33 protein-coding genes are annotated in these 24,683 nt (G+C 40.8%); 22 read left to right on the top strand and 11 right to left on the bottom strand.

The window, feature by feature from the left end:
* Window positions 1-88: 88 nt before the first annotated feature.
* The gene (sbcB, locus tag CXF83_RS15185; protein WP_101091543.1) at window positions 89-1,504 is read right to left on the bottom strand and encodes an exodeoxyribonuclease I; all 1,416 of its coding nucleotides are present in this window, start codon (window positions 1,502-1,504) and stop codon (window positions 89-91) included.
* A 178-nt stretch (window positions 1,505-1,682) separates the two neighbouring features.
* Between sbcB and CXF83_RS15180 the strand changes: the two genes are divergently transcribed.
* The 4 genes from CXF83_RS15180 to CXF83_RS15165 all read left to right on the top strand — a co-directional run bounded on the left by CXF83_RS15180 (window position 1,683) and on the right by CXF83_RS15165 (window position 5,733).
* The gene (locus CXF83_RS15180) at window positions 1,683-2,864 is read left to right on the top strand and encodes a tyrosine-type recombinase/integrase (protein ID WP_101091556.1); all 1,182 of its coding nucleotides are present in this window, start codon (window positions 1,683-1,685) and stop codon (window positions 2,862-2,864) included.
* A gap of 380 nt (window positions 2,865-3,244) precedes the next feature.
* Entirely contained in the window at window positions 3,245-4,144 is a 900-nt protein-coding gene (locus tag CXF83_RS15175; RefSeq protein WP_101091544.1) for a DUF4747 family protein, read from the top strand.
* A gap of 2 nt (window positions 4,145-4,146) precedes the next feature.
* On the top strand, window positions 4,147-4,800 hold the full coding sequence (locus CXF83_RS15170; protein WP_101091545.1) for a hypothetical protein: 654 nt from the start codon (window positions 4,147-4,149) through the stop codon (window positions 4,798-4,800).
* Window positions 4,801-4,965: 165 nt separating this feature from the next.
* Window positions 4,966-5,733 carry a toll/interleukin-1 receptor domain-containing protein gene (locus CXF83_RS15165; RefSeq protein ID WP_101091546.1) on the top strand — a complete coding sequence of 256 codons (768 nt, stop codon included), beginning with the start codon at window positions 4,966-4,968 and terminating at the stop codon, window positions 5,731-5,733.
* A 314-nt stretch (window positions 5,734-6,047) separates the two neighbouring features.
* On the opposite strand, the gene CXF83_RS15160 is transcribed toward CXF83_RS15165, so the two are convergent.
* Genes CXF83_RS15160 through CXF83_RS15135 form a run of 6 tightly spaced genes read right to left on the bottom strand, consistent with a single transcriptional unit; the run spans window position 6,048 to window position 8,025 of the window.
* Window positions 6,048-6,296 carry a hypothetical protein gene (locus CXF83_RS15160; protein ID WP_101091547.1) on the bottom strand — a complete coding sequence of 83 codons (249 nt, stop codon included), beginning with the start codon at window positions 6,294-6,296 and terminating at the stop codon, window positions 6,048-6,050.
* A gap of 10 nt (window positions 6,297-6,306) precedes the next feature.
* Window positions 6,307-6,501, bottom strand: a complete 195-nt coding sequence (locus tag CXF83_RS15155) for a hypothetical protein (protein ID WP_101091548.1) — start codon at window positions 6,499-6,501, stop codon at window positions 6,307-6,309.
* Window positions 6,498-6,764 carry a hypothetical protein gene (locus CXF83_RS15150; protein ID WP_101091549.1) on the bottom strand — a complete coding sequence of 89 codons (267 nt, stop codon included), beginning with the start codon at window positions 6,762-6,764 and terminating at the stop codon, window positions 6,498-6,500. Before CXF83_RS15150 ends, CXF83_RS15155 begins: the two co-directional genes overlap by 4 nt.
* Window positions 6,761-7,285: a sigma-70 region 4 domain-containing protein gene (locus CXF83_RS22855; protein ID WP_232775122.1), complete on the bottom strand. Its 525-nt coding sequence runs from the start codon at window positions 7,283-7,285 to the stop codon at window positions 6,761-6,763. The genes CXF83_RS15150 and CXF83_RS22855 overlap by 4 nt, the downstream gene beginning before the upstream one ends.
* 2 nt (window positions 7,286-7,287) lie before the next feature.
* A complete protein-coding gene (locus CXF83_RS15140; RefSeq protein ID WP_101091550.1) occupies window positions 7,288-7,647 on the bottom strand; it encodes a hypothetical protein in 360 nt (119 codons plus the stop codon).
* 39 nt (window positions 7,648-7,686) lie between these two features.
* Window positions 7,687-8,025 carry a hypothetical protein gene (locus CXF83_RS15135; protein ID WP_101091551.1) on the bottom strand — a complete coding sequence of 113 codons (339 nt, stop codon included), beginning with the start codon at window positions 8,023-8,025 and terminating at the stop codon, window positions 7,687-7,689.
* Between the two features lie 677 nt (window positions 8,026-8,702).
* Between CXF83_RS15135 and CXF83_RS15130 the strand changes: the two genes are divergently transcribed.
* Both CXF83_RS15130 and CXF83_RS15125 read left to right on the top strand, forming a co-directional pair.
* On the top strand, window positions 8,703-9,038 hold the full coding sequence (locus tag CXF83_RS15130) for a hypothetical protein (RefSeq protein ID WP_101091552.1): 336 nt from the start codon (window positions 8,703-8,705) through the stop codon (window positions 9,036-9,038).
* Between the two features lie 124 nt (window positions 9,039-9,162).
* Window positions 9,163-9,771 carry a hypothetical protein gene (locus CXF83_RS15125; protein WP_101098025.1) on the top strand — a complete coding sequence of 203 codons (609 nt, stop codon included), beginning with the start codon at window positions 9,163-9,165 and terminating at the stop codon, window positions 9,769-9,771.
* Window positions 9,772-10,027: 256 nt separating this feature from the next.
* Here the strand turns inward: CXF83_RS15125 and CXF83_RS15120 are convergent, their stop codons facing one another.
* Both CXF83_RS15120 and CXF83_RS15115 read right to left on the bottom strand, forming a co-directional pair.
* Entirely contained in the window at window positions 10,028-11,128 is a 1,101-nt protein-coding gene (locus CXF83_RS15120) for an IS91 family transposase (RefSeq protein WP_101089235.1), read from the bottom strand.
* The gene (locus tag CXF83_RS15115) at window positions 11,125-12,015 is read right to left on the bottom strand and encodes a tyrosine-type recombinase/integrase (protein ID WP_101097995.1); all 891 of its coding nucleotides are present in this window, start codon (window positions 12,013-12,015) and stop codon (window positions 11,125-11,127) included. The genes CXF83_RS15120 and CXF83_RS15115 overlap by 4 nt, the downstream gene beginning before the upstream one ends.
* Before the next feature lie 219 nt (window positions 12,016-12,234).
* On the opposite strand from CXF83_RS15115, the gene CXF83_RS15110 reads away from it, so the two are divergent.
* The 5 genes from CXF83_RS15110 to CXF83_RS15090 all read left to right on the top strand — a co-directional run bounded on the left by CXF83_RS15110 (window position 12,235) and on the right by CXF83_RS15090 (window position 16,000).
* Entirely contained in the window at window positions 12,235-12,654 is a 420-nt protein-coding gene (locus CXF83_RS15110; RefSeq protein ID WP_101098024.1) for an Imm44 family immunity protein, read from the top strand.
* 108 nt (window positions 12,655-12,762) lie between these two features.
* Window positions 12,763-13,617, top strand: a complete 855-nt coding sequence (locus tag CXF83_RS15105) for a hypothetical protein (RefSeq protein ID WP_101098023.1) — start codon at window positions 12,763-12,765, stop codon at window positions 13,615-13,617.
* 292 nt (window positions 13,618-13,909) lie between these two features.
* Window positions 13,910-14,227, top strand: coding sequence for a hypothetical protein (locus tag CXF83_RS15100; protein ID WP_157822865.1), 318 nt, complete (start codon window positions 13,910-13,912; stop codon window positions 14,225-14,227).
* A gap of 112 nt (window positions 14,228-14,339) precedes the next feature.
* Entirely contained in the window at window positions 14,340-15,041 is a 702-nt protein-coding gene (locus CXF83_RS15095; RefSeq protein ID WP_101089210.1) for a hypothetical protein, read from the top strand.
* A 146-nt stretch (window positions 15,042-15,187) separates the two neighbouring features.
* Window positions 15,188-16,000, top strand: a complete 813-nt coding sequence (locus CXF83_RS15090; RefSeq protein ID WP_157822866.1) for an 8-oxoguanine DNA glycosylase OGG fold protein — start codon at window positions 15,188-15,190, stop codon at window positions 15,998-16,000.
* A 231-nt stretch (window positions 16,001-16,231) separates the two neighbouring features.
* On the opposite strand, the gene CXF83_RS15085 is transcribed toward CXF83_RS15090, so the two are convergent.
* Window positions 16,232-16,933, bottom strand: a complete 702-nt coding sequence (locus CXF83_RS15085) for an XRE family transcriptional regulator (RefSeq protein ID WP_101089212.1) — start codon at window positions 16,931-16,933, stop codon at window positions 16,232-16,234.
* Between the two features lie 105 nt (window positions 16,934-17,038).
* Between CXF83_RS15085 and CXF83_RS15080 the strand changes: the two genes are divergently transcribed.
* The 10 genes from CXF83_RS15080 (at window position 17,039) to CXF83_RS15040 (ending at window position 22,596) form a co-directional block, all read left to right on the top strand.
* Entirely contained in the window at window positions 17,039-17,239 is a 201-nt protein-coding gene (locus tag CXF83_RS15080) for a Cro/CI family transcriptional regulator (RefSeq protein WP_101089213.1), read from the top strand.
* 31 nt (window positions 17,240-17,270) lie between these two features.
* The gene (locus tag CXF83_RS15075) at window positions 17,271-17,849 is read left to right on the top strand and encodes a hypothetical protein (protein WP_101089214.1); all 579 of its coding nucleotides are present in this window, start codon (window positions 17,271-17,273) and stop codon (window positions 17,847-17,849) included.
* A gap of 10 nt (window positions 17,850-17,859) precedes the next feature.
* Window positions 17,860-17,988, top strand: coding sequence for a hypothetical protein (locus CXF83_RS22985; protein ID WP_269801712.1), 129 nt, complete (start codon window positions 17,860-17,862; stop codon window positions 17,986-17,988).
* A 296-nt stretch (window positions 17,989-18,284) separates the two neighbouring features.
* The gene (locus CXF83_RS15070) at window positions 18,285-19,049 is read left to right on the top strand and encodes a helix-turn-helix domain-containing protein (protein ID WP_101089221.1); all 765 of its coding nucleotides are present in this window, start codon (window positions 18,285-18,287) and stop codon (window positions 19,047-19,049) included.
* Window positions 19,046-19,714 (top strand): replication protein P, encoded by a 669-nt coding sequence (locus CXF83_RS15065; RefSeq protein WP_101089215.1) that lies wholly within the window; start codon window positions 19,046-19,048, stop codon window positions 19,712-19,714. Before CXF83_RS15070 ends, CXF83_RS15065 begins: the two co-directional genes overlap by 4 nt.
* On the top strand, window positions 19,704-19,928 hold the full coding sequence (locus CXF83_RS15060) for a hypothetical protein (protein ID WP_101089216.1): 225 nt from the start codon (window positions 19,704-19,706) through the stop codon (window positions 19,926-19,928). The genes CXF83_RS15065 and CXF83_RS15060 overlap by 11 nt, the downstream gene beginning before the upstream one ends.
* Window positions 19,929-19,948: 20 nt before the next feature.
* Window positions 19,949-21,181, top strand: coding sequence for a tyrosine-type recombinase/integrase (locus CXF83_RS15055; RefSeq protein WP_232775121.1), 1,233 nt, complete (start codon window positions 19,949-19,951; stop codon window positions 21,179-21,181).
* Between the two features lie 55 nt (window positions 21,182-21,236).
* Window positions 21,237-21,455, top strand: coding sequence for a helix-turn-helix transcriptional regulator (locus tag CXF83_RS15050; protein WP_101089218.1), 219 nt, complete (start codon window positions 21,237-21,239; stop codon window positions 21,453-21,455).
* Window positions 21,445-21,801 carry a hypothetical protein gene (locus tag CXF83_RS15045; RefSeq protein WP_101089219.1) on the top strand — a complete coding sequence of 119 codons (357 nt, stop codon included), beginning with the start codon at window positions 21,445-21,447 and terminating at the stop codon, window positions 21,799-21,801. Before CXF83_RS15050 ends, CXF83_RS15045 begins: the two co-directional genes overlap by 11 nt.
* An 81-nt stretch (window positions 21,802-21,882) precedes the next feature.
* Entirely contained in the window at window positions 21,883-22,596 is a 714-nt protein-coding gene (locus CXF83_RS15040; protein ID WP_157822867.1) for a hypothetical protein, read from the top strand.
* Between the two features lie 1,063 nt (window positions 22,597-23,659).
* Here the strand turns inward: CXF83_RS15040 and CXF83_RS15025 are convergent.
* On the bottom strand, window positions 23,660-23,860 hold the full coding sequence (locus CXF83_RS15025) for a hypothetical protein (RefSeq protein WP_101098019.1): 201 nt from the start codon (window positions 23,858-23,860) through the stop codon (window positions 23,660-23,662).
* Window positions 23,861-24,338: 478 nt separating this feature from the next.
* On the opposite strand from CXF83_RS15025, the gene CXF83_RS15020 reads away from it, so the two are divergent.
* On the top strand, window positions 24,339-24,668 hold the full coding sequence (locus CXF83_RS15020) for a DUF4406 domain-containing protein (protein WP_101089156.1): 330 nt from the start codon (window positions 24,339-24,341) through the stop codon (window positions 24,666-24,668).
* Window positions 24,669-24,683 lie beyond the last annotated feature (15 nt).

Genomic DNA, 24,683 nt, shown 5'->3' with positions numbered 1-24,683 from the left:
CCTTTTTATTAACGCTAATGAAATAACATTCTAGTAAGCTTGTTACATATAGAATGCGATCTAGATCGCATTCTGCCGTCTAAAAATCCTAAAGACTTCTAAGATAATGACACAAAGCCTGTAATAATTTCTGCTTTGTTTCATTTTGTTCAGTTTCTTCAATGATGTTTTCAAGCTTGATCATATACTCAGGATCATTGAGTCTTGGCTGACAGAATTCACGCCAACGAATGAGCTCTGACTCATCAAGTGTTTCAGGATAATTACGTGCTTTATATCGAAATAGCATTTCCGGTAGGCGTTCATCGTCAAATGACAGCTCAAGTGCTGCTAAGTTGACGGGCTTAGTATTACGGATCATCTCCATTTTTGCTTTGTCTGCGCGACTAAAGAAGCCACCGCTATAAAGCTGAAGATCAGGATCTGTAATGACTCTATCAGACTCGATATCAAACACCGCAACCAGCTTTTCTCTTATCTCCGGGTGCTGTCTAAGCTTTTTGTATTGCTCTCTGGCAAATGCTTTATCGATATCAAGACGCGCGGCATTCTCATCGGTTAACGTTTTAGCACCGGCAAGGAATGGGCTTTTGTTGATATGGATCTGTTTGATGCCGATAGGTAGCTCATCTTCAGCCAAATCGTCACGCCTTGTGTACATTCGTTCTCGAATTTGCTCAGCAGTTAACTCGATGAGTGGCGTGACGTCCATGGTTAAATTGACACATATAACCGAATTTTTATTGGTGGAGTGAAAGGCAAGCGGTGCGATTAATGTGGTGCAGCCATTTAACGCGCTAATTTTCGAACTTACATGCACTAACGGCTTCATTTCTAGCACGTCGATTAGCTTAGTGACTTCTTGTTTGCGTCGTAAGCTGAAGTAGTAATCGAAGAGTTTAGGCTGTACTGACTTTATAAGCTTAGCCATAGCAATGGTTGCATAAACATCAGACATCGCATCGTGCGCTTTTTCATGACTAAGGCCATTGGCAACAGTGAGTTGTTCAAGTTTAAAACTAGGAGAGCCATCTTCTTTCTGTGGCCAGTTTATTCCATCGGGTCTAAATGCATAACAAGCACGCACTAAATCAATGATGTCCCAGCGGCTATTGTCATTTTGCCACTCTCTAGCATAGGGATCGAAGAAGTTACGATAAAAGCCATAACGAGTAACTTCATCATCGAATCTAATTGAGTTATAACCGACAACACAGGTTTTTTCTTGGCTGAATTGTTGGTTAATTTTAGCCATGAATTCAGCTTCAGGCATCCCTTTTAGATTAGCCAGTTGCGGCGTGATCCCAGTTATCAAAATGGCTTCAGGCGACGGGAGGTAGTCGTTTGCCAGTTTACAGTAAAAGGTCACAGGCTCCTCAATAATATTGAGGTCCATATCCGTTCTGACCCCTGCAAACTGCGACGGTCTGTCTTTTGCTGGGTTTGCACCGAATGTTTCATAATCGTGCCAAAATAAAGTAGGCTGTTTCTTAGTGTTATTCATAGTTCGCTTATGTATCAAAAATACAGATATTTTCTTTATTTATCAGTATTTAAGGGTGAATTGGGTTCGCTTGTATTCAACCTTGAAATACAGTGTTAAAATAAAATTGTGCATCATAATGTGCATCATAATGTGCATCACAATTGTTAACAATGTGCATCACGCGAAGGTTGATAAAATGGCATTATCTGATAGTAAATTAAGGAATATAAAAGCACCTTACCACGGCCCCATTGAGATTGCTGATCGTGATGGTGTCAGTGTACGAATTACCAATAATGCTGTCATTACCTTTTATTATCGCTTTCGTTGGCAAGCTAAGCAACAGCGGATCAAGATTGGTCGGTATCCAGATCTTAAACTTGCCGGGGCTCGTGCAACCGCGCTGGAGTATAGACAGCTGTTAGTTGATAATTTGGACCCTCGCTGCCACGGCGTTAATAGAGGTGCTGCGCGGCTGCTTGGGGATATCTGCAACGACTTTATGAAAGCATACGCTTACCCGCAGTTATCGCCGACTACAGTTGTTTTGTATGAAAGCTTTATCTCTAAGTACATAACGCCTAATTTCAATATCGATGTTGAGCGGTACCGTTACACAGAATGGATTAAGTTACTTGATGGTGTAAGAGAAGAAACGACACCCGCAAACGCTGGGAGTATTCTCAAGCGTTTAAAAACGGTGATACGTTGGTCAAAAGCGCGTGGTGAAATAAAGTCATCTTCCTGCTTAGATATACCGATCAAAGCAATTGGTGCTCACCAGTCGCGCAGAGAGCGCGTATTAGAGTGGGGGGAGGTTGTTGGGTTATGGCGCCAAGTTGAAGCGAGTAGGGCGACACCTAAAACCAAAGCTTGTGTAAAGCTGCTTATTTTAACCGGCGCACGTAACGCTGAGATAAGAGGTGCTAAACGCTGCGAGTTTGATCTTGATAAGGCGATATGGATATTGCCTAAAGAACGCTCTAAAACGGGCAAAATGATCAGGCGGCCGTTAAGTAACCAAAGCATTAGTATTATCGAGTCGCTAGATTTTATTTATGGGCCAGACCGGCATTTCTTGATTGAGGGGTTAAGCCAGGATAAAGCGCTTTCTACTCATGCGCTGAATCGATACGTACAACGCTTAAATGAACGGCTCGATTACCCTCACTTTGTACCTCACGACTTCAGGCGAACAATTTCCACTCGACTGAGTGAAAATAAAATCATGCCGCATGTAACGGAAAAGATGTTGGGGCATGAGCTAGGTGGCATCATGGCTATTTACAATAAGCATGATTGGTATGACGAGCAGATAATTGCCTATCAGTTATATTGGGATTTGCTAAAGAAGCATATTCTGCAGGGGAGTGAGTAAAGAGATCATTTTTAATCTGCTGAGTTATGCTAGCTCACGCACGGACAAAAATGATTTAGAGTTTAAGTCCAAATAGTGGGTAGTAGGATTAGGACATGTATGGCAATCAAATAACTTTACACTTATCTCACATATCCTTGAACTTTGAACGCCTCCATTAATCATGAGTGTCAGCATATATAACCAGCATGAGGCGTTAGTGGGAAGTATAAACCTAAGTAAAGTGGGTTAATCAAGGTAAACAACCGACAGATTGCCAGTTTGCAGTGCGTAACACTATTTTGTGAAGTCCGTTATACTCCCAGCCAAGAACATTCCTCATTGACAAAAACCATTATAACTAATTAATATATATCGCTTTTCAACCTCGGAACTCACTGATGAGTCATTTTATTTTTTTCAATGTCCAACTTCTCCCAGACCCGAAGCATGACTTCATTGGTGCAACTGGATACAAACAACTGTTCACAGAGCTTAATGAGTTCAATAAAGAAGCTAAAAGCAAAAAGAACATTCTTGAAATGTCTTCTAAAATTCAAGCTAAAAGGTATATTTGTTTTGGAGAGGTAAGGGCTCAAGTTCAGTGTTGTAAAGGGACCTTAAGGATGTTTGATTATGTTGAAGAAGTTAAGAATGTTTTCAATAACGCAACTCGTCATAGATCAAGTGGTGTCGGAGCCCAAAACATCAAAGAAAATATCTTCTTATTCAACTATGAGCTCCATATATTAGCAGTTGAGTTTCAAAACCTACCTACGATAGAAAAATGCCTTCAAGCGCTTAGAGAGATCTTAGCAAAATCCGCAACAAACATTTTTCCAGAACATGTACTTACCGTAGAGGTTTTAAACTCTAGGGAACAGTTTGAAACCCTATTGTTAAATAAAGAACGTTTTTCTAGTGCAGAGGTTAGTGTTACTTTTTCAAACCATCAGTTGTTTGATGCAATTGAACAACAAAAGTTGAAAATGACAGAGGAAGAGTTACGAGAAAATGGTATTGTACAAACAAAATTGACTGAAAAAGCAGCGAGCGGAAAAAAGATGAAGCCGACAGAGAGAGCTATGCTTTTGATGCAATTGGCAATGAAGTTTGGTTCATTAAAAGCCGTCTATTATGACAAAGATAACAATAAGCAAAAGTTCAACTCTAACGAAAGCCAGAACGTAATTAAGGAAGATGTATCAATGCTCGGCGGTAAGTCCTTAAAAAATAGAGGGTTAATAAAAAGGATTCTTAGCCACATCACATCCGCAGACCAAAAGTCATCCGAAGGCTAAAAATGAAGTATATAAAAAAAATACCAATCCTTGGGCCGTTAGTCTCAATCATCAATAGTTACGTTTACAACGGAGCTGATGAGGCCTCGACAACTATAGCTCCATTTGGGCATTGGTTTAGAAAACTAGGCGCGAACATCGTTACTGCGGTAGCCTTATCCGCATTATTCATAGGGTATTTTGATCTTGGATATACAAGCTTCCCTTCTTCTGATATTGCGCTAGCTATTTTTCCATCCATTCTAGGTTTTGGTATCGGTGTATATGCGCTTCTATTTTCGATTCAAGACAGGCTTATTGCCTGGATGGAGGGATGTCATTCAATCGACGAGTTACCTTTTGGGCCCAAAGTATTAATATCAGACATGGCTTACCCTCTGATTGTTTATGTATTCGTACTGCTTATCTCTGGAATAAATAAAGCATTTGCGCCAGCAGTAATAGAGGGAGAATTTATCGGCTCTTTTTTGTTATTTTACGGGCTACTTGTAACGCTTGAGTTAATTATCACCATTTACACTGTAAGCGATATTATGTTTACCCTAAAAGTAAATGACATTAAGAAAGATAGGCTTACTCCACAAATTGAACCCAGAAAAAATCAGCTCTCAATTTTTAACCTCAGCCGATTCATGAAGTCAGATAATGACAATTAGAGAGAGTCCTAATTCGTGCCGACCCCTTTATCATTTGAGCTTGTTAGGCGGTTTAGATGTTGGCATATTGTAGCTTTTACTTATGTATTAATCACTTAGCGTTATTTCTTTAAGTTTAGACCCCATTTACTGAACAATATAGTTAATATGAATAAGGAGCTCCTTGTGAGCACAATCGTACCCAAAGTATTTATATCTTACTCTCATGATGACCAAGCCCATAAAAAGTGGGTGTTAGAGTTGGCACAACGATTACGTAATTCAGGTGTTGACGCAATCCTAGACCAGTTCCGTGTTAGTTTAGGTGACGATTTAGGTAATTTCATGGAAAAGAGCGTTGCAGAATCAGGACGCATCATTATGGTTTGTACCGACACATATGTTGCCAAAGCAAACGATGGCTTAGGTGGCGTTGGCTATGAAAAGATGATTATGACTGCCGAATACATGAATCAGATCGATACAAAAAAAGTGATTCCATTGATTCGTCAAAATGGCACTAATAATGTTCCTACATTTCTAAAAAGTCGTTTATACATCAACTTCTCACGCGAAGATGAGTTCGAGCTACAGTTCGACAATCTTCTTCGTGAAATTCATGAAGCACCACTATTCAAAGAGCCTGCCGTGGGTAATAACCCTTTTGAATCAGTGACCGAAAAGCCCGCAGAAAGTATCACAGACAAAAAGACTGAATTATTAAAATACTGGATCGAAAGTTACAACCAAGGTAACGGTTTTTTTACTTTTGACGATCTACATCGTAAGTTAGCTTGTTCGAAAATATTCGCTGAAGTTTACATCAATAAACTAATGGAAGAAGGCTTCATAAAGAAAGGTACAATATGGTCCGGAAACCAAGTTATTAACGGTTTTTCATTAACAGAGAAAGCAAAGCTATATGCAGTTCAACAAGGCTGGGTAACAGATTAAATAATAAGGGAAACCGTACTATATTTACGGCATATTCGCCAAGTAACTTATTCGATTGTAGCTCGATAACATTCTTTACTGAACGCATATTTTACTCAAAAATATCATCGGTAGAAAGAGATCGGACAGGCATAAGTTTTAAGACTATGCAAAACCCTTTCACATTAGTTTGTCTAGAGATAAAGCTTTATTCGGCCTACTTACTTTTTGAACTGCCAAAATGGTTTTGGGGCAATAACATTTTAGACCTACTGTCAGTTTTAGCTACCGATGGCTTAAAACTGACTGGTAGATCCAAGTGAGCTTTTAGCCGATCAATGCACCTCTTGCTTTCTCTCAATAAATGCAATTATTTCGGTTTGCCTGTATTGCTTTAAGCCATTATGGATTAAACACAGTGGTCTAACTATCTGGGTAAAGTCGGGGTCCTTGACCACTTTAGTGTAAAACTTTGCCCTGCTAACGCTGAGGATTTTCATTGTTTGTGTGGCTGATAGTAACTTTTCATCTATCAAATAGTTTTTTATAGGTGCATCTTCAGGTTGATTTTTAGTTGAATCCATTGCTTCGTCCTTATGCTGCAGTTGCAGCGGCTGTTTTAATACTATTAATGTGAGTGATAACTTTTGTGTGACAGGCTTTACAGGCCGTTGCTCCAAACTCTCCATATAAGGTTGTATCGTCATCATATTGATCTGATTCAATTAGAAACTTCGCACCGCGTATGACGTGCTTATTGCAGATATCACAAGTGAATTTAAACTTCATGCCGCCTCCAATTTGTTGCTCTGGCTTAACATTAATTCACTGCGCCAGGCGAGGGTGCTGTATAAATCGTTAGCTAGCTGCAGTAGTAATGGGTCATCAAGGATGTAAAAAGCGACGCCAATCAGAGTGTATGCCTGACTTTCATGAAATCGTATTGCCTGCTCTGAATGCGCGTTACAGTGGTTGGTGTATATTTGAGTCATCAAATAGCGCATTTTCAAGTGTGTATCTTTTGTCAGATCGAATTCAGGACGTTCATTCATACAGCTGCTCCTTGCATTCTAAGTTTAGTTTCGGCGTTGTGTGCAAATGCTTCTGCATCGGGTTGGGTAAAGTGACGAAGGTCATCAGCATCGTAGTTACGGCAAATTCCCCAACCGTTATAATTAATCGGTACGTACTTAATCTCGATCTGCTTATTGTCGTGGTCGATGGATGCAAACGGGGCCGACAGAACGACAGTGCCTTGTTGTGTTATAAATTTGCTCATGCAGGGGTCCTTAGCTTGCACTTGATGCTTTGGGGTACTGGTATATCCAAAGCGTGCCCAATCAAGCTCTTTGACTTGCTCTATATTACTGGCGACCTCTTCAAGCCGTTCTAGGGCTCTGACCAAATTAGAAACCTCAATACCAAACCGTGCAGCGGCACGTTCAATTGGCAAACCGTTAACGTAGTGTTCAATGAGTGCTTTCTTTTGTGGCTCAGAGTTCATCTTGGTGAACTTATGGATCAACAACTGAATTCGCTCAATAGGTTCATGCCCTGGTAAGAGATATTTCATGTTTAACTTCCTGCCCAAGGTTGGAACTTCATAATTTGCTGTTTAGTCTTTGGGTGAAATCTGCCCTCTAGCGGTTGGCGCTGAAAAATGCGTAATGCGCTGCAGGTCGATGTCCTCATGGCTAAAGTGATAAATTCTTTAGCGGCACTCGGTGTGGTCATATCCGCCGATATCTTTGCCGGTGCCTTTATACCTTTGGAATAGTCTTCGTACAGCTTTGCTGCGTATGTGTTTACTGCGGCTCCCCATTCATCCTGAGTTAGCCGGACCAAGTTTTTACCACTTCCTTTAGTCATTTTTACGCGTTTTTTAGCTATTTTTACGCAAAAGTCCATTGATGCTCCGAACACTGCAAAGCTCATAGCGGCTCTCCCTTTTGGTGGACGATCATGGTGTGCTTCTTACGCAGCTTGCGGGTTGAATGGGTAAAGGTTGGTTGCTGGGCTATTGGCCCATACAGTTACAGTGCCGGTTATCCCTTGCTTGGGTTCGGTGTAACGCAGGCTAAAGCTGTTACCCAGTTGGCCAACGCAATTTATAAACTGCTGTTCAAAGGCGGGGCTTGGGTGGTTATAGGTCAAATGCTTTTCAAGCTTTGCAGTGCGGTTTTGTACCCGTGAGCAATCCATGGGATGACTGTGGTTGTTAACCTGTGCCATTAAGCAGGCAAAACGGATAGCAACCAGTAGACGAAACTCATCGCGTTGCCTTGGTGTTGTTTGAACTCTCGCTAGAATCATTTCCTCGTCCTCAGTAGTGGGTATGGCTATCAATATAACTATGGTTAAGTCTGGCGTCAATAACTATGGTTATATTTATTTGTACTTTGGTTATTTTGTGGCAAGAGGTGTGCTTATAGGATATTGAACTAAGGAGAGGTGGAGATGTTAGGTCACGTCGTTTTTGCTGGGTGAGATTGATCCCTTTTACCAGCCTGAATGACTGGTTGGCTATTAGCTTTGGTAGAGGGTGATATAACTGATTTTCCCTAAAGTTGGTTAGCTTTAAGTTAAACGTGGATTACGTATTCTCATGTAGGTTGAACTAAGACTGGATATTTTTACAGGTATAACTAAAAGTGAGTAAAAACACCCATTATGGCGCAAATAAAGATGCCAAAAACAGTCCTGCTAGGCATCGATAATTTTTTAACATTTGATTAAGAGATTATAAATCAACATGATAAAAATTGTCGAAAAGAGATACACGGACCCATTGAACACCCTAGGCTTTCTTTCTCCGCTACCAATGAGGCACTTTTTATGGATTGATTTTATAAATTATCTATTTACAGCAATGCCTTAGAGGTGATATTTTGTTAAAAACTTAACGAGTTGCTAAGAACGTTATCAAGCGACTAATGAATAAGCTGTTAGTACCCAAAGCCGAAAGGTTTCCCACAGAAAAGAGGTCAAAAATGGATTACGCTAGTAATGAACATTATTTAGGGGCGTTAATTAAAGATTTAAGTGATGACCGAAATGCAACGAGTTATCGTGGTTTTTTTACTATTACGGCTGTTGTTAATGGTACAGAAAAGGTATCAGCCGATAGAATCGATTGTATGTTTATCAAGCATCATGATCATGTTGAAGTTGACGTTATGTGGGAAGACTGTGGCTATAAAAATTACAGGGACATGGGCATTTATGGGTTAATGCGATCACAATATTTCTCTATCAAAAATATTTATAAGAACTCATTTCAACTATTGGATAATAATGGCTCATACGAATTGACGTTTGAGTGGTAAGGGTACTAACAAGTCAAAGCACCGGACGCATTACGGCTGTCGCGGTTTTTGCTAAAAACAAAAGCCAGCAAAAACAGCACCAACCTACGCGCCAGTGTTTGATGCGTTATATTTTTGAGATCATATGAACCATAAAGCAGAGTACATAAAAGCACTTTCGATAAATACTAGTCTTGTGTTTAATCGTGAGATGCTCGGCATCGTAGGAAAAGACAATTTTAGCTTTGAACCTATGTATTTGAATATGATTCGATTTACATTTATCGAGTTAAAAAATTTCATTGATAATCAGAGATTTCAGTACTACTGGAAAGATGATGAGGCGATGAAAAATTCATGGGAAGGTATAAAACAATATGTTGATGATATTTCTGCAATAAGGAATGCTATGGGTGGTCATTTAGATGATACTGCAATTCAACATCTTATTAATGAGCGACCAGAAGGGTTTATTGACACTATCACTCTTGAATCTCAAAGGATTTTACTTGGGTTCGGTTTACTTGAATCATGCATAAATAACAAGTGTAAAATGCACAACTATCAATATAGTGATAAGTCATTTTCATTTATGTCTAAATCCGATCAACAAGCATTTATAAATTTTACATTTAAGCTAGTTGATACGATTTTAGAACTTACAGAGTTTATCGTACTCGCACTAAAACCGCTGGTTAATAAAGAAAATGGCAATGAATTAATTGCCCAATTAATCAACAAACACAAAATATAACGAATAAGGATAGGCCGCGCGTAGCCGCGTCCTTATCCCGATTGTTGAACAAGCCCGAGTGATACCTTTATTGTGTAAATATCGGCGTAAGATCTTACGCTTTTTCGATGTGTGCTGAGCAGTAGCATTTTTTACTAGCCGCATCTATCCCTTAGCATCGCCAGCTAATTTCGTTACCTCAACATATCAATGCCTTAGCACCTCCTTATACTTTTCTTGTTCCGCATCTTAAGTGTTAACTTTTTTATCCTTCCGCTTAAACAGTGGCGTTAGGTGTCGTTGGTTTTTGCCTAAGAAAGCTTGTCAGTCGTGCGTGCACTCCCATAAATGTCATCGGCTGCTGGCAGCAGGGACAAGGTCGTATAGCTTTGGTTTTGGTAGCTTTTTCGAACGGCGCAAACATCGTTCCCGCAACCGCTAGCATGAGCTGTATTTGCAGTCTTAGTTTTCGGCAACTTCCTTGCAGTAATCCATAGTCTCTCACTCGACGTAATCCCTTCGGTAGCACATGCTGAAGCACTAACCATAGGAACTCCACCGTAGGTAAAGTGCGTATTTCAGTGGCTTTGGTTTGGCTATTTTGATACTCGAAGGACACTTGATCTTCGGTTGCACTAATGATGCTTTTGTCAGACAAAACGCCGCGATAGAGGTATCTCGACAGGTACTTTAGCGCAGGTAGCCCTTTGCCAACATGCTGGCAGTCGACAACCCACTGTTTCGGGATGGCTGCTGGCAGCTTGATGTTGAGCTTGTCTGTCAATTGCTCAAGCAAGCGTGCTCGCCATACTTTGGCGAGGTTAAAACTGTTAAACAGGTACTTGCCTTTGTTCTTGTGCCACTGTTGTTTGGCTTTGTTGAAACTCCCCGCGGGAATGATGAAGTGAATATGAGGATGGTAGTCGCGTCGCCGATTATGGGTATGTAGCACGCCCGTAAAACCGATGTCACCACCGAGTTTTTTTGCGTTTTTAGCAAATTCCTTGAGCACGCTAGCAGCGACGGTGAACATGGCTTGATAGACAAGTTCAGGCTGATGTTTGGCGGTAACTCTAAGCTCATAAGGCAGAGTGAAAGTGACCATGTAATACTCCACGGGCAACAGTTTAGCCTGCTGTTTTGCCAGCCAGTCGCTCGTGGTGTTGTGCTGACATTGCGGGCAACTGCGATGACCACAAGACAACGGAAAGTCAGCATGATGAGGGCAACTCTGACACGCCCACTGACTCGTTCTCTCAGTATTGGTGCGACAACTGAGCATGGCGAAAATAGCTTGCCGCATCGAGGTTGTGATTTGTTGATCAAAAGCCTGATTAAAGGTATCAAGATGGTCGCGTAAAATATCGATGAACTTCATACGTCGCACTCCCACTTCAAGATTAAATCATCAGCAAGTTTGTTAATTGCCTCAGCGGTATTTTTACGGGTGATGTGGGTCAGTTTGGTGTAACGAGCGGTGGTGTTGAGGCTGTTATGACCGAGCAGGCTTTGCACTGAGCGCAGGTCTAGTCCTTGCTCTAGCAGATGGGTTGCGTAGCTATGTCGCAGATTATGCGGACTGATGGATTTATGAATATTGCACTCAGCAATGACTCGTTTTAAGGCTTTCTGAATGCCGCCTTTATCTATCATCGAATCCGGTTTACCGTCTTTACCAGGAAACATCAGGCGTGGATGGCGATGAGTTTGCCAGTAATATCGCAGCGCTAATAAGGTGCGTTGTGGTAGAGGAACCAATCTATCCTTACCGCCTTTAGCATTGCGAATATGCACCTGCATCATCTGTGAATCCACATCACCTATTTGCAATGAAATGGCCTCGCCGAGGCGCAACCCCATACTGTATAGGGTCAGAAAGCAGACCTGATATCGCAACTTATGTGTGAGACTTATAACGATGGCAACTTCAGTTGGGGTTAGGATATCGGGCAGTCGGTTGACCTGTGGAGGCTTAACGATGTTGAGCCACTCCCAGTGTTGGTTGAGCACATGGCGATAGAAAAACTGTAAGCCGTTACGGTCAAGCTTAACGGTGCTCCACGAGTGTGATGCTATCAGTTGAGCAAAGTAACGCTTTAAATCATCGGTGGTAAGGTTGTCGGGACAACGGTCAAAGAAGGCGGCAATACGCCGTACTGCACGGCTATATGCATCGATGGTGGCGGGTCGCTTGCCTTGTAGGGTTAAGTTGGTAAGATGTTGTTCATAAAGAGAATCAAAGCGGTGTTGTTCGAATGTGTCCATGATAATACTCCTAGTAGTAAAGACCTAACAGGGTCTGTACTAATAAGTATTTAGGATGGGAGATAGAGAGGGCTTTTATCTTTTCTGCCGCAGAGCGGCTTCGTTCAACAAGGCATTTAAACGGAACTAAAACAGTTGGTTAGGTTCCGCTTCGCTCCACATTATAACCAACAATTTTAGTCCGCTTAATGCGGCGTTAGGTAACTCAAAGGGTACGGCGTGAAATTCTTCTTAAGTGGTGAAATAGATGGTTCGAGACCACACGATTTAATTGATAAAAAGTTTCAATTAGCTAGCACTTATATTGAAGAGAAATTGACTCCTTTATTAGCTGAAGGTAACTATGGTGAAGAGGTTTTAGAGCTAAACATTATCCCCATAATTGCTAAGTTATCACCTGAAATGGAAGAGGCTGGTTGGTATAAAGAGCGTAAACTTTTTAAGCGCAAGTCAAACTCCACAGATTTTCGTTTACGAATAAACTATGACGAATTCAGTGCAGGAACAGATGATTCTAGGGTACAGCTTATAATTGATAATATTATTCAGTCTGTTCGTGTATTATCAACACGTGCTAAAAATGATTTCGCTGGTAAACAGTTAGAATTGGACGTTCAAGCTTGCTTTAGTAAAGTGTAAACGTTACCTAACAAGCTAATAAATAAGGATAAAAAATAGTTGGCTGTTTTCGTTCCTCAACATTTTAGCCAACAATTTTTTGCCCATTATTAGGGCGTTAGAGGTTTTATGGATAAACTAAAAGATTTGTTGCCACTAATAAATGACGAGTTTTCAAAAAATGAAATTCCTCACATCCAGCGACCAATGCTAGCAATGAGTGAAGTATCCAAACGCTTGAAAATGAGTTTCTTATTCGATTCAAAAGAGGCAACTTATATTCAGGATTGGTATTCTGTCAGAAGCAAACCTGAATCAATGAAGGCTGGGCCAATTTATCAAGCTGCATTCTATTTTGATTCTGAATTTTGGCCTGTAAAAATACCTATAATCTTTGGATCTGTGAGTGTTGATGCTTTTGATGCAATCAGTGAAATGCCCAATGCAATAAAACATCAAATTCAAAACAACAATCAAAATATCCTGCAATACTCTCTATTTTGGGCCGATTGTTTTGATTTTAGTTACGGTTTTTTTGATGTCGAAAATAATAAAGATCTCAATCAAAAAGGGCTTCAATTTTTGAAAGCCGCATTTGAGGAATTAAAGTCGGCCACGGCTTTATTACTTGAGCCAAGAATTAATAAAAGAGCCATTTTAAATTTAAGAATGGCTTTGGAAATGCTATTAAAAAGCTATTTGGCTATTAAAAAAGGATTGTCAGAGAAAGAAGCCAAATCTATCGGTCATGATTTAAAAAAAGCTTTAATAGAGTTTTCAAAATCATCAAAAATTGACCTACCTGATGAGAAAATTGAGTTGTTAAATTTATTTCCAAAAATAGCCAAAAGGTATGAAGAACAAGATATATCACCTAAAAACATCTCAACTTGCTACAATTTCTCGCTATTTATTGGAGCTACTATTTGTAGAGATTTATCAGGCCGAAATATGAGAAATCATGTGTTGGGAAACAACCTCTAACGAGGCATTTAAACGGAACAAAAAACAGTGGGTTACGTTTCGCTTCGCTACACATTTTAACCCGCTATTTTTGTCCGCTTAATGCGGCGTTATGTTACTTAATCATATACCGGATCAATTTTAGTTTATGTACATCTATAAATTTATAAAAAAATACAATTTCTATCTAACGACATTAGTCTATGTTGTTGCTTTATTTAGCCTATATCCATTTGAAGAAAGCGAATTCACCCTATTAGCATCTGCAACGGGGGTTTTCTTATCGATTCTATATTTTTTTCAGAAACAAAACTTGGAAGAATTAAAGGTGTTTAAAGAGTTATTCACCGATTTTAATAGTAGATATGATTTGTTAAACAATAAATTAAATCATATTGAGACCATTACTAACAATAGTGATTTACTCGATGATTACTTTAACCTATGTGCTGAGGAATATTTATTCTATCAAAAAGGTTTAATTCTAGATGAGGTCTGGGGCGCATGGTGTCGAGGGATTCTTCTTTACCTCGAGAATAAGGTAATATCAGATTACTGGGAAGATGCTCAAAAAGATAATACATATTATGGTTTAAATACATCCAAAATCATAAACGGTGCTAAAAAGTAACATAACAAGCTGTTAAACAAGGACAAAACAGTTGGTTTTGCTCCTTCGTCGCTAATTTTAACCAACTATTTTTTGCCTGTTAACAGGGCGTTATATATCCCTAGGAGTACTTTTGTCAAATTGGTTAGAAAGGTATTGCACTAAAAGAGGTAGAAAATCTCTACAAAGGCAGATTAGTAATGTTAATTGGCGAATTGTTAGTAAAGATTTATATTGCTTTATTGATACGCTTCTTAAAGATCATCCTACAGTATTTTATGATTTTTCCGTTGAAAAAACAGATGGAAATATGGGGCATACAGGTTTTTTTGGATTTGAATCATTACAAGTGACACAGACAAACCGAATGACTGGTACTGGTAACTGGAGTACGAATGGAGATGGAGCGAAAGTCTATAATTATCATAAAGATTACGGAGTCAATTTAGATATTAACTTTTCGGTTAAGGGAAGTATCAACGTTTTTCTTAGACGAGTTAATAAATGTGAGGCTTTAAATTGGGAAGCACCCAATCTATTACTTTTTTATACTGATGATCCTTTAAAATTAACAGAAAAAAAAGTGATCCACTTTATTAAAACTATGCTCTTCTATGCACATGCTACCAGTTTTGATAGAAAGCTATCGATTTTAGATAAATTAAAACTAGCTTCTCTAGAGCTGAAAAGTCACGTAAGACGGAAAAGTATGGGTAGTTATTTATATGAACTTTTTTCAAATAGCTTTTTCTCTATTATTACAATTATTCTAGCAACACTTGCATTGTATATTGGGTATTTGACTTTATTGGCTACAGTACCTGCAACCGGTTAATAAGTAATCGTCAGTCTACATGCAAGCACTTTAAACGGAACAAAAACAGTGGGCAATGTTTCGTTCCTCAACAAATTTTAGCCCACAATTTTTGTCCGCTTAAGTGGGCGTTAGCTGTCCGAGTTACCTTTAATTAATCGAGTATTATGATGTTACCTAATTATTTATTGAAAAATGTTAATCGCATTAAAAATCTTCCTACGCAAAAGTTAGGTTCTTGGAGCTCAGCATATGATGGAATAATATTTGATGAATTTCCCGTTATGCAACGTTTAAGAGAAAAATTCCCTCAAAAAACAATACATAGAGCTGATGTGATTAGCTTATTTGGTTCTGGTGATTTGTATTTAGCTTTTGTGGCTGCAATGGTTTGGGGAGGTATTAGCGCAAGTAGACCGAATATAAAGTCTGATAAAAAAACGACAAATTTATACTTGGCGCTATCACATCCCGAGGAAAAGGTTATTAAGGCAATAAAACATGCTGAAAATTGTTTTTTACAAAATGATTTTATAACCCCTTTCAAAGATATGACGCGCAAAGGTGAGCATTACATACCTTGTATTGGCTTAAGTTATTTTACTAAAATATTCTTTTTTATTGGTCAATCTAATCCAAATATAATAGTTAAACCTCTTGTTTTTGATAAATGGACATCAAATGCTTTCTACGCTCTGCTGTCAGAAACATATCCAGAGGATCGAACTAAATACTTTACGGGTATTAATCTTAAGCCTGAAATAGAAAAGCTGGGAACAGTTGCATTACGTTCGGGTAGTAAACTGTGTGTTGCCTATGAACGCTACTGTGCATTAATGAATAGTTGGTCTATTGCACCTGAAATCAGTGTAACCCCAGATAGGCTTGAACAATTTGTGTTTGGTTCTAGTTTAAAAAGTAGGGGCCAAAGAAATAATCCAAGAATAGAATTATGGGAAATAATAACTTCTAATCAGTAAAAATAGAAATAAAACAGATGAAAAGGCATTTAAACGGAACTAAAACAGTTGGTTATGTTCCGCTTCGCTACACATTTTAACCAACCATTTTTGTTCACTTAAGTGGGCGTTACCGTATATCTGTTTGCAATACTTCCTCTAATGGAAATAGTCATTTCGAAAGCTTTAGTTCTAACGCATTTATGTCAAAAAATGCGTTAGAACTGCTTTGCTTTAGTGATGAAATATTTTTTAGACTAAAACAGAGTACCAAAATACTTTGCCGATCACTGTTACCTGTTTTAACTGGTTGGCGTCGAGGCGTTCGTCGGGGTATTCGTCGAGGTTGTAGCTGCGCAGGCGCATACCGCCGCCAGGAAGTTTGTACAGCATTTTTACGCGCATCATGCCGTCGTGATTAATGGCGTACATTTTTCCGTCAACGATTGTTGTCGCGGATGTGTCTACCCCGACTGTTGAACCGTGGGGGAGTACGGGTTCCATGCTGTTGCCGTTCACTTTTACACAGGCCGCTTGTAGGCTGTTAACGCCTTGGCGTTTTAGGCTGCTTTTAGCAAAGCGTAGCTTAGGCCCTTTGTGTTCGGCGGCCTCAGCAATGCCTTCGCCCGCCGAGAGTTCGACCTCCATGTAAAACGGTATTTCAACTTCATCTTCACCTAATGGGCTATCACTGTCCCATAGTTCAAACCCGCCAGCCCATTCAGCATTCGATTCAAGCCTATTGGCTTTTGTGGCTTCTTCACCATATTGCAATTCTTCGGCTGTGCAACGTAAAGCGGCTGCTAATTTTAGCAGTTTCCCTGTTGTTTGAACTTTACCAGCGACTAGTTTATGAACCATCACTTGAGATATTTCTGCACGTTCGGCTAACTCTTTCTGAGTCATGCCGATGGCTTTCATTCTGTCACGTATGTTTTGGGCGAGTGTTTTCATTAGTTAATTATATTACCTAGGTTATATATAACAACTAACCAAAGTTATTGACTGTAATTAACTATAGTTATATTGTTGCTGTAATTTATTAGCTATGGAGTCACTATGAAAAAAGTCGTAGCCATCGATTATTTCGGTTCACAAGTCAAGTTAGCCGCCGCTATTGGTGTATCTCAAGCTGCCATTTCTAAGTGGGGTGATGACGTTCCAGCGCTTCGCGCATTTCAAATTGAGCGCTTAACCCATGGGGCGCTGCAAGTGAATGCTGTGGTTATTGATAACACCAAGTCAGTGAGTGTGGCTTAGGTTCACTTTAGGTTGAAGGAGAAAACAGTACATGAAACCACAATCACGTTTGAGTTTGTTGATGAAGACCATTCATCGGGTGTTAGAGCTGCCGAAGATGACGCGCTTTGCGCTGGCGATGGATTTTGTTGCGGCGGTTGATCGCCTTGGTTTAGCGGAGGTGCTAGCCACTGAGGGCATTAGCTTTGCCCATACCCAAGACATACATAACGATGCGCGGGTGAATGCGCAAAAGCTGTTCCGTTGGTTGGGGCAGTATGAGGGGCAACATCCACAGGCTGAGCGGTTGTTTCATGTTGAGCAGGCGTTAGTGGCGGCATTGCCGGAGCATTTACGGGTGCGCTATTTAAATGACGTGTTTAGTTGCGTTGGCGTGACGGTGATTGCTGACAAGGTGAGCGATGGTGCCGTGCTTAAGGTAGCTGATATGGCGGCGTCACTCACCAAAGAGAATGCTGAGGCGCAAGTGGCAGTGATCCATTTGGGCGAGGCGCCTAGTCGTGAGCAGTTAGTAGCGGCGCATCGTGAACTTAAGGAATCGGCGGCGACTACGCAGGGGAGTATGCAAGCGTTAGAGCTGGCTTATCCGTATTTGGCTGCAAGGCGATAAGGAGGCTGTTATGAGTAATCAAGAGCAAGAAACCCTTATTTATAAATTGATTGATATGAATCCTAATTGGGCCCCGAGTGACATTATTTTTATGCTTAATGAGATTAAGAAGTTGCGGGATCCTAACGATACCCCTTAGTCGCTATTAAGCATTCTTTATACAGGTCGAGTAGTTTTGAACGGTACTCATCTGGTTTTTGTTTAAGGTTCTCTTTTTAGCTATATCCATTGCTAGATTGAGTGCTACTGATTCTCTACTTGCGATTTTTAGCTCTGTTGAATCAGGCATCTTAACGTCTGTTATTGAAATTTAGACATAAGAAAGCCCGCAAAAGTTTGGCGACGAGCGCGGGCTTAATACCTATGAGAGGCAACAACTATGTTACGCATACAAGCATGTTTCGTCAATTTGGCGAGAGTGTGGGGGAGCCCCGCATGAGTATGGACCTGATGGTAAAGGCCATGAAGGCAAAGGTGGGCAACCCTTTACGTAAGTTAGTGCTCATTAAGCTGGCTGACAACGCCAGCGACACTGGCGAGTGTTGGCCCAGTTATCAACATATTGCTGAGCAATGTGAAATTAGCCGGCGAAGCGTGATGAACCACGTAAAAAGCCTTGAGAACGAGGGCTTTTTGAGGCGTGAATTTAGGAAGGGTGAAAAGGGCAATTCAAGCAATATTTTCCACTTAAATTTAACGTCTTTTGACCGTAATCGACCTAGTGCAGCAGATTCACCCCCTAGTGCAAGAGATTCACTAGGTGGTGCAGCAGATTCACTACCTAGTGCAGGAGATTCACTACCCCCTAGTGAATCTCCTGCACCCAGAACCAGTCACTCTTTTGAACCAGTCAATGAACCTTTAAAAGATTTACCCAAATCGAAAAAAACGATGTTGGATTTTTCTTGTTGGCCAGCGTTGCCGTGTGAGCAAACGCTGGCGGATTGGGTTGCGGTGCGCAAGCAGAAAAAAGCGTCGTTGAATCAGACGGCGGTTAATCGCCTTGCAAAGCATTTGCGTGATGCGATAGTCGCTGGATTTTCGGTGGAAGATTGCATTGCCACTTGTGCGACTCGTGGTTGGGTGGGCTTTGAGGTGGGTTGGTTGATTAACGCTGGCGTGGGGCGTTCGCTTGGTTTGCAGGGGGAGCAAGCTAATTGGTCTGAACAGGTGTTTAACGATGGGGATCCGCTGATATGACTGCTAAAAGTTTGCAAGCAATTTTGAATGGTTCTCGGGTGGGCGGCGGTGAGCCGGTTAATGATTCACTGCGTCCGTCTGACATGGACGTAGCGATTGTTGACAGCGTGTTTGAGAAACTGCGGATCTTGTTCCCTGTGGGGGCGCCTAAAGATAACGCCATTGCGGTGTACAAGGCCGAGTGGTTAAAAACGATGGCAGTGCAGGGTATTCGTAGCCGTGAGCAGGTGCAGTTTGGCTTAAACCGTGCGCGGCGTGAGGTGGGAGACCGCCAGTTTTGGCCAACACCCCGCCAGTTTTGTGCCTGGTGTGTGCCCTCGGCTAACGATGCTGGTTTACCTGAACTTGAAGCGGCTTTTCGTGAGGCGTTGAAGCATTACCGCAATGCGGCGCGGCACCAGTGGAGCCATGAGTTAGTTTGGCTGGCGGTGCGTGAAACGGGCACTTGGTTGTTTAGTCGGGGTCGGCAGAAGGAGGTGCTTGAGGTGTTTACCCGAAATTATAGCGCGTTGATGCGGCGCTACTTGGCGGGTGAGGTGTTTGATATTGAACTGCCTAAAGCATTGCCTCAAGGGGGCAGTATTGCGACGCCGCCTGAACGTGCTAAGCAGAAAATTGTGGATATTCGTCGTTCATTTGGATTGCGAGGTTGTAATGAAAACTAACAAGTTGACTCAAAAAGAACGTTTACAACGCATTATCACTGGGACTCGTTTTTGGTCCTTATTTGAAATACAGGAGGAGTGTTTAACTCGGTTTAAAACGCACGACAGTGAAACGGCGTTGTCGGCGCGTTGGCGTGAGTTGCCTATTGCGGCTCGGGTTAAGCGTTTACGTGAGGGTACACGAAGTACTTATGAATATCGGTTGGCGGGGTAGCTATGGCCAGTGGTGTTGATATGGGTAAACTCAATGATGCGGCTATTCGGCGCTGGCTTAGGGGCGGGATAACGCGTGACTTTAGGGACTTACGTTTTACCGAGCTGCGTTTACGCGCCAGTGCCGATAGGACCAAAGCGAGCGTGTTTTTGGTGTTGAATGAGGGGGGTGATACTAAATGGGAAAAGATTGCCACTTGGCCAAGCGCTTGTATTAAGACCTTGTGCGTCGATTTGCCTGTGATGTTGGCTAAACGCAGTGTTGGCAATATGGTGACCGGACAGTTTGATTGTGTTGGCAGTTTGCTGGACTGGTATCAACGGCACATTAAGGATAATTCGACTTACAGCGGCAGCTGGCGTAGTAACGTGAGGTCGTTGATCAAGTGCCATTTGTTACCCCGTTTGGGTGAACTGGTTTTGAATGAATTGAGCTTTGCGGTTGTTGATGAGTGTTTGGTTAAGACCATGCTCAAAGATGAGTTTGCCCCTAATTACATTCGTGAAGCGGTGAATAAACTCAAGGTGGCGTTTGCGACTGCGGCTAAGCTGCGTTTAATCACTACTAATCCCATTGCCGGTTACCAAGTGACTGACTCAATAAAGCTTAACCGCGCTAAAGATACCCGCCTGTTTGAAACTGATTTATCTGCGTTGTTTGCCCGCTTAAGTGAATCATCTATGCCGGTGACCATGCTGTTTGTGTTGATGATGATGTTTGGTACCCGCATTAATGAAACTCGCCAGGCACGGTGGGAATATTTTGCGGGTGATACGTGGGTGATCCCCGCGAGTCATGCCAAGAATAAGCAAGAGCATCGTTTGCCGTTAACCGATTCGGCCAAGGCGTTGCTTAACCATTATAAGCAGTGGCAGTTAGAACATGTGGGTAAACGAGCTCATTTATTCCCAGGTGTTAAAGGCGCTATTGCTATCCGTACTGCGCATGAGTGGAATACCCAGATCCGTTTTAAGCATTTCACGAGTCATGATTTGCGCATTCTGTTTAGAACCATGTTGGCTGACTTAGGGGTGGATACCATGATCGGTGAACGTTTGGTTAATCATGCCTTGCCTGTGCTTTTGCGTACCTATGTTAAGTCCACGCTTGATAAAGGTATGAGCCAAGCATTAGAGCTGTATCACGCATATTTGATTGAGCGGGGATTTTCATTAGTTGCGCCCGAGATATTACCTAGATCGTCTTTAAATTCTGGGAAGGCGCAAACCCTTATGGCCAGTGGGTGGGTGTAACTATGACTGCATCATTACTAATAGAGTATGCAATGAGTGGATTTTGGGGACTTTTATGATGATTAGAGGTGCTGACTTGCTTAAAACGGGTCGAGCAATACGTGGCTTTACCCAAGATGAAGTGGCTCAAGTTTATGGTATTAGCACTAAGACTTATCGTAATTGGGAGACGGGTAAAACGGCCGTGTCATTCGATGACTTGTTGGCGCTGTGTGACCAGGTGTTTAAGTTGCCACTAGCAAAACTGTCGGAGGTCGCGAACTATGCCGTTTGATGAAAATAATGAGCCGATGATGAATATGAAACGTTTGCGCAGCGAGTTAAAAATGTGGGGGCGCTATTGGGCCAAGCAAGAGTTAGGGCAGGGCTATGCAAGTCGTAGTGCTTGTGATCGCTTAAGCGAACCATTCATACCGAGCGGCTGCGGTGGGACACGTGATCACATCCCGCCAGATCATATCAATCGCTATGACATGAAAGTCTATTGCCTGGCACACGATTGTCGCCGAGCGTTACGGGCTCAATACATCTGCAAAGGACAGTGGCCGCTGATGGGATTTGATAGCGAGAAGACATTTTTGTATTGGTTGAGGCGTGCAGAGATAGCGCTAACGTGTTGACCTTAAGTATTTTTATTGTAGAAAGTGATAATGTTCATTAGTCTAGATGCCATCAATTTTGAAATGAATGGACTCATTGTCATGAGGCTAGAAGATTACTTAAAGAATGGCGCTTTGCTTGTAACGCTGATAACAGCTTATTTCTACTGTTCTAGTATGGTTTACAATATCGCTTATCTAACTCGTTTAGGCTTGGATTCAGACGTGTTAGAACGTAGCTTTAATGCTGTTGTATATCAAGGCTTTATGTTTAATTTGAAGTGGATGATGTACCTTTTTGCTCTATCCTTTCTACTTATTGGTTTACGAGCTCTTAGCATTATCAACTTCCGTCGATACATTAGGAAGGATAAGAATAATGCGAGAAAAGTAATTTGTAGTATTCGTTTTATGTATGGTGCTCTCAATCTCGGCCATAAAGATAGTGACTATTTTGAGCGGACATTGATAAAGAGGTCTATTCAAGCCTGTATATTTTTGGCTGTGATTTACTGTATGTTTTTTAGTATTGGTCACTTTCAAAAGGAAGGCACTAGAGTTGCAGATATAGTTAACGTACAAATTGAAAAGCAGAAAGAAATAATTGCTGGAAGAAAAGGTGTAACGCTTGTTAACCAAGATTTAGAATACTTGGCGATAATCCCAAACAAGCTCGACTTCACTGGACAGAGCCCGCAAATGTTCTTGTACTGTGGTGCTCGCATGTGCGCCAGTTTTGACTTCATTAACGATCAAATTGTCTATCTATCTCACTCTGGTTTTAAAATCAAACACCAAAAGCCAAGTGAAACATAGCATTTTTGGGAAGGTATATTTAATTTTATCTATTGATAACAAATTGTTACGTGGTTTATTTTTTACGGGTCCTTCTGGCTCGAGTCACTGCGGGGGCGGCGACGCGCAGTGCTTCACTACATGTGAGAATTTTCAGGGGTTGGTTGTTGTTTTAATCATTGGGATCGAACCCTTACTGAATTTAACTATGCAGCTTGTTTGTTCGTAACTGATTTTGTTGAAGTTTTAATCGTTATCGTTACTTGTTTCGTAGCCACTTATATTGTGATCTAACACACCAACTTTGCGACAGAACCGGAGGATTAGCTAAAACTAACCCTCCTTTTTTATGAGTATTTCTACTTTATTTTTGGTGTATTACTATTTTTATCGGTTTTTGACATTAAATATAAAAAGTAAATAATGCCAATTGGTTGCATAATATTTAGAATGAAATTCAAAACAATTAACCACTTTGATTCATTAGATTTAACTATTAGTATCAAACTGGTAGTTATCGCCATTAGTAAAACAAATTGACCCAAAAGCGTAGCATTTATGTTCATATTAGTACCTCTTATATGTCACTGTACAAACACCCTTACTATTGCAATCAATATCTCTTTTGAATCGAGATTTATTAATATCTAATGATGTTTAATCAGTAACGCATATTCTCAAGATGGCCTATGTCTTCATGGAAGTTAAGCCTGTTCATTAAGCGCGATTATTGGTTTTAGTCTTTATCAAGTTGAACGTAATCTTCAGACAATAAACCAGCTAGTGCAGCCATAATTATGTAGTAAATGTATATCGTCCACGATTCATGATCTTTTGGAATATAGGCATTGGAATTTATAAATATGAATGCACCAGTGCTGATTAATATCATGTAAATTAAGTATTTCATGAAATTGAATTCAGAGGTGTATCTTTGATTGCATTTCTTACACTCATAGATGTTGCTCTTTGAATTCAATCGATTGCGGAAGTTCATTCCTTTGCAATAAGGACATTTATTCATAGTGTTCTCTGTATACGTTTAGGTTATCAGTGAGTTTGTAAATTTGGGTTATAACTACTGCTATTGAAGATCTCTTATATAAACAGAGCCACAATTTACGAAACAGGAACCACCGTCACCGCCTCCGCCGACAACTCCTCCGCCGTCAGTTGTACCTGTAGAACCTCCACCAACACCACCACCGGATGAGCCTCCAGTTGTACCAGGTTGAGAAGGTAGTTGATCTATATCTGTTTCCTTACATTTATTTAACATTTTCATGTTGTTAGCTCCTTTTTATGAAGCTACAAATTACTATTTTGTATGATTTATAATCAACACTTAATTTGTAATACATGTAACTAAATGTAACCACTTCTGCTTTCTAAAGAATGATAAATCTGAGTTTATAATGAAATACTATCAGCTCGATTAAATCTTAAATCGTTTGCTATCTAGCATTTTGGTCACGAGAATCGATTTCATTTATAGAGCTAAATCCATAGGCTGATAACTCCAGCCTAGACTTCAGGAAGGGGGAAGACAGCCTCATGTTAAATCACTTAACTGATAACTAAACCTAGTGAGGCCGTGGGATTTAACATTTTAGGTCGATGTTTACCTATTTTCGGTAAGTTAGTGCCTTTTTAATTCCCTTAAAAATGGGTAGATTTATGTAAGCTTATTATGAATACCTTTTAGTTCACTGGTTTGGCTCCTTCTTAGGAGCCATTTTTTTTACCTGCAATTTGGTGGTGAGATGATTAAACGCAAAGTGTATATCGCTGGGCCTATGTCGGGCTTACCTGATTGTAATCGAACAAGGTTCCACTTGGCCGCTGACTATCTTCATGTATTAGGTCGCGTGGTGCTGAATCCTGCAAGTTTACCTGCAGGGTTAAGTGAGCCTGAATACATGCAGATTGGTTTAGCCATGATGATGTGTTGCGACGAAATTTATCTGCTCGATGGGTGGGGGCAATCATTTGGCGCAAGAGCTGAGTTGGCCCTGACTCAAAAGTTAGACCTAAAAATCATCTATCAAGAGGGGATTGATCATGAAATACAGCTTCAAGGTTTAGCGGTTTGAACATGGTTGCACTAA

Origin of the sequence: Shewanella sp. Choline-02u-19, assembly GCF_002836205.1 — a bacterium.
In the GTDB taxonomy this organism is placed as follows: domain Bacteria; phylum Pseudomonadota; class Gammaproteobacteria; order Enterobacterales; family Shewanellaceae; genus Shewanella.
This window is presented reverse-complemented; position numbering and strand designations above follow the sequence as displayed.

Coding starts and splice junctions, on each gene's coding strand:
- CXF83_RS15175 (WP_101091544.1), top strand. CDS start 3,245: ATGAGTCATTTTATTTTTTTCAATGTCCAACTTCTCCCAGACCCGAAG.
- CXF83_RS15180 (WP_101091556.1), top strand. CDS start 1,683: ATGGCATTATCTGATAGTAAATTAAGGAATATAAAAGCACCTTACCAC.
- CXF83_RS15160 (WP_101091547.1), bottom strand. CDS start 6,296: ATGGATTCAACTAAAAATCAACCTGAAGATGCACCTATAAAAAACTAT.
- CXF83_RS15105 (WP_101098023.1), top strand. CDS start 12,763: ATGGATAAACTAAAAGATTTGTTGCCACTAATAAATGACGAGTTTTCA.
- CXF83_RS22855 (WP_232775122.1), bottom strand. CDS start 7,285: ATGAAATATCTCTTACCAGGGCATGAACCTATTGAGCGAATTCAGTTG.
- CXF83_RS15080 (WP_101089213.1), top strand. CDS start 17,039: ATGAAAAAAGTCGTAGCCATCGATTATTTCGGTTCACAAGTCAAGTTA.
- CXF83_RS22985 (WP_269801712.1), top strand. CDS start 17,860: ATGAGTAATCAAGAGCAAGAAACCCTTATTTATAAATTGATTGATATG.
- CXF83_RS15150 (WP_101091549.1), bottom strand. CDS start 6,764: ATGAATGAACGTCCTGAATTCGATCTGACAAAAGATACACACTTGAAA.
- CXF83_RS15050 (WP_101089218.1), top strand. CDS start 21,237: ATGATGATTAGAGGTGCTGACTTGCTTAAAACGGGTCGAGCAATACGT.
- CXF83_RS15045 (WP_101089219.1), top strand. CDS start 21,445: ATGCCGTTTGATGAAAATAATGAGCCGATGATGAATATGAAACGTTTG.
- CXF83_RS15020 (WP_101089156.1), top strand. CDS start 24,339: ATGATTAAACGCAAAGTGTATATCGCTGGGCCTATGTCGGGCTTACCT.
- CXF83_RS15120 (WP_101089235.1), bottom strand. CDS start 11,128: ATGAAGTTCATCGATATTTTACGCGACCATCTTGATACCTTTAATCAG.
- CXF83_RS15155 (WP_101091548.1), bottom strand. CDS start 6,501: ATGAAGTTTAAATTCACTTGTGATATCTGCAATAAGCACGTCATACGC.
- CXF83_RS15055 (WP_232775121.1), top strand. CDS start 19,949: ATGGGTAAACTCAATGATGCGGCTATTCGGCGCTGGCTTAGGGGCGGG.
- CXF83_RS15170 (WP_101091545.1), top strand. CDS start 4,147: ATGAAGTATATAAAAAAAATACCAATCCTTGGGCCGTTAGTCTCAATC.
- CXF83_RS15060 (WP_101089216.1), top strand. CDS start 19,704: ATGAAAACTAACAAGTTGACTCAAAAAGAACGTTTACAACGCATTATC.
- CXF83_RS15140 (WP_101091550.1), bottom strand. CDS start 7,647: ATGAGCTTTGCAGTGTTCGGAGCATCAATGGACTTTTGCGTAAAAATA.
- sbcB (WP_101091543.1), bottom strand. CDS start 1,504: ATGAATAACACTAAGAAACAGCCTACTTTATTTTGGCACGATTATGAA.
- CXF83_RS15125 (WP_101098025.1), top strand. CDS start 9,163: ATGAACCATAAAGCAGAGTACATAAAAGCACTTTCGATAAATACTAGT.
- CXF83_RS15065 (WP_101089215.1), top strand. CDS start 19,046: ATGACTGCTAAAAGTTTGCAAGCAATTTTGAATGGTTCTCGGGTGGGC.
- CXF83_RS15085 (WP_101089212.1), bottom strand. CDS start 16,933: ATGAAAACACTCGCCCAAAACATACGTGACAGAATGAAAGCCATCGGC.
- CXF83_RS15130 (WP_101091552.1), top strand. CDS start 8,703: ATGGATTACGCTAGTAATGAACATTATTTAGGGGCGTTAATTAAAGAT.
- CXF83_RS15090 (WP_157822866.1), top strand. CDS start 15,188: ATGATGTTACCTAATTATTTATTGAAAAATGTTAATCGCATTAAAAAT.
- CXF83_RS15075 (WP_101089214.1), top strand. CDS start 17,271: ATGAAACCACAATCACGTTTGAGTTTGTTGATGAAGACCATTCATCGG.
- CXF83_RS15025 (WP_101098019.1), bottom strand. CDS start 23,860: ATGAAAATGTTAAATAAATGTAAGGAAACAGATATAGATCAACTACCT.
- CXF83_RS15040 (WP_157822867.1), top strand. CDS start 21,883: ATGAGGCTAGAAGATTACTTAAAGAATGGCGCTTTGCTTGTAACGCTG.
- CXF83_RS15135 (WP_101091551.1), bottom strand. CDS start 8,025: ATGATTCTAGCGAGAGTTCAAACAACACCAAGGCAACGCGATGAGTTT.
- CXF83_RS15115 (WP_101097995.1), bottom strand. CDS start 12,015: ATGGACACATTCGAACAACACCGCTTTGATTCTCTTTATGAACAACAT.
- CXF83_RS15070 (WP_101089221.1), top strand. CDS start 18,285: ATGAGTATGGACCTGATGGTAAAGGCCATGAAGGCAAAGGTGGGCAAC.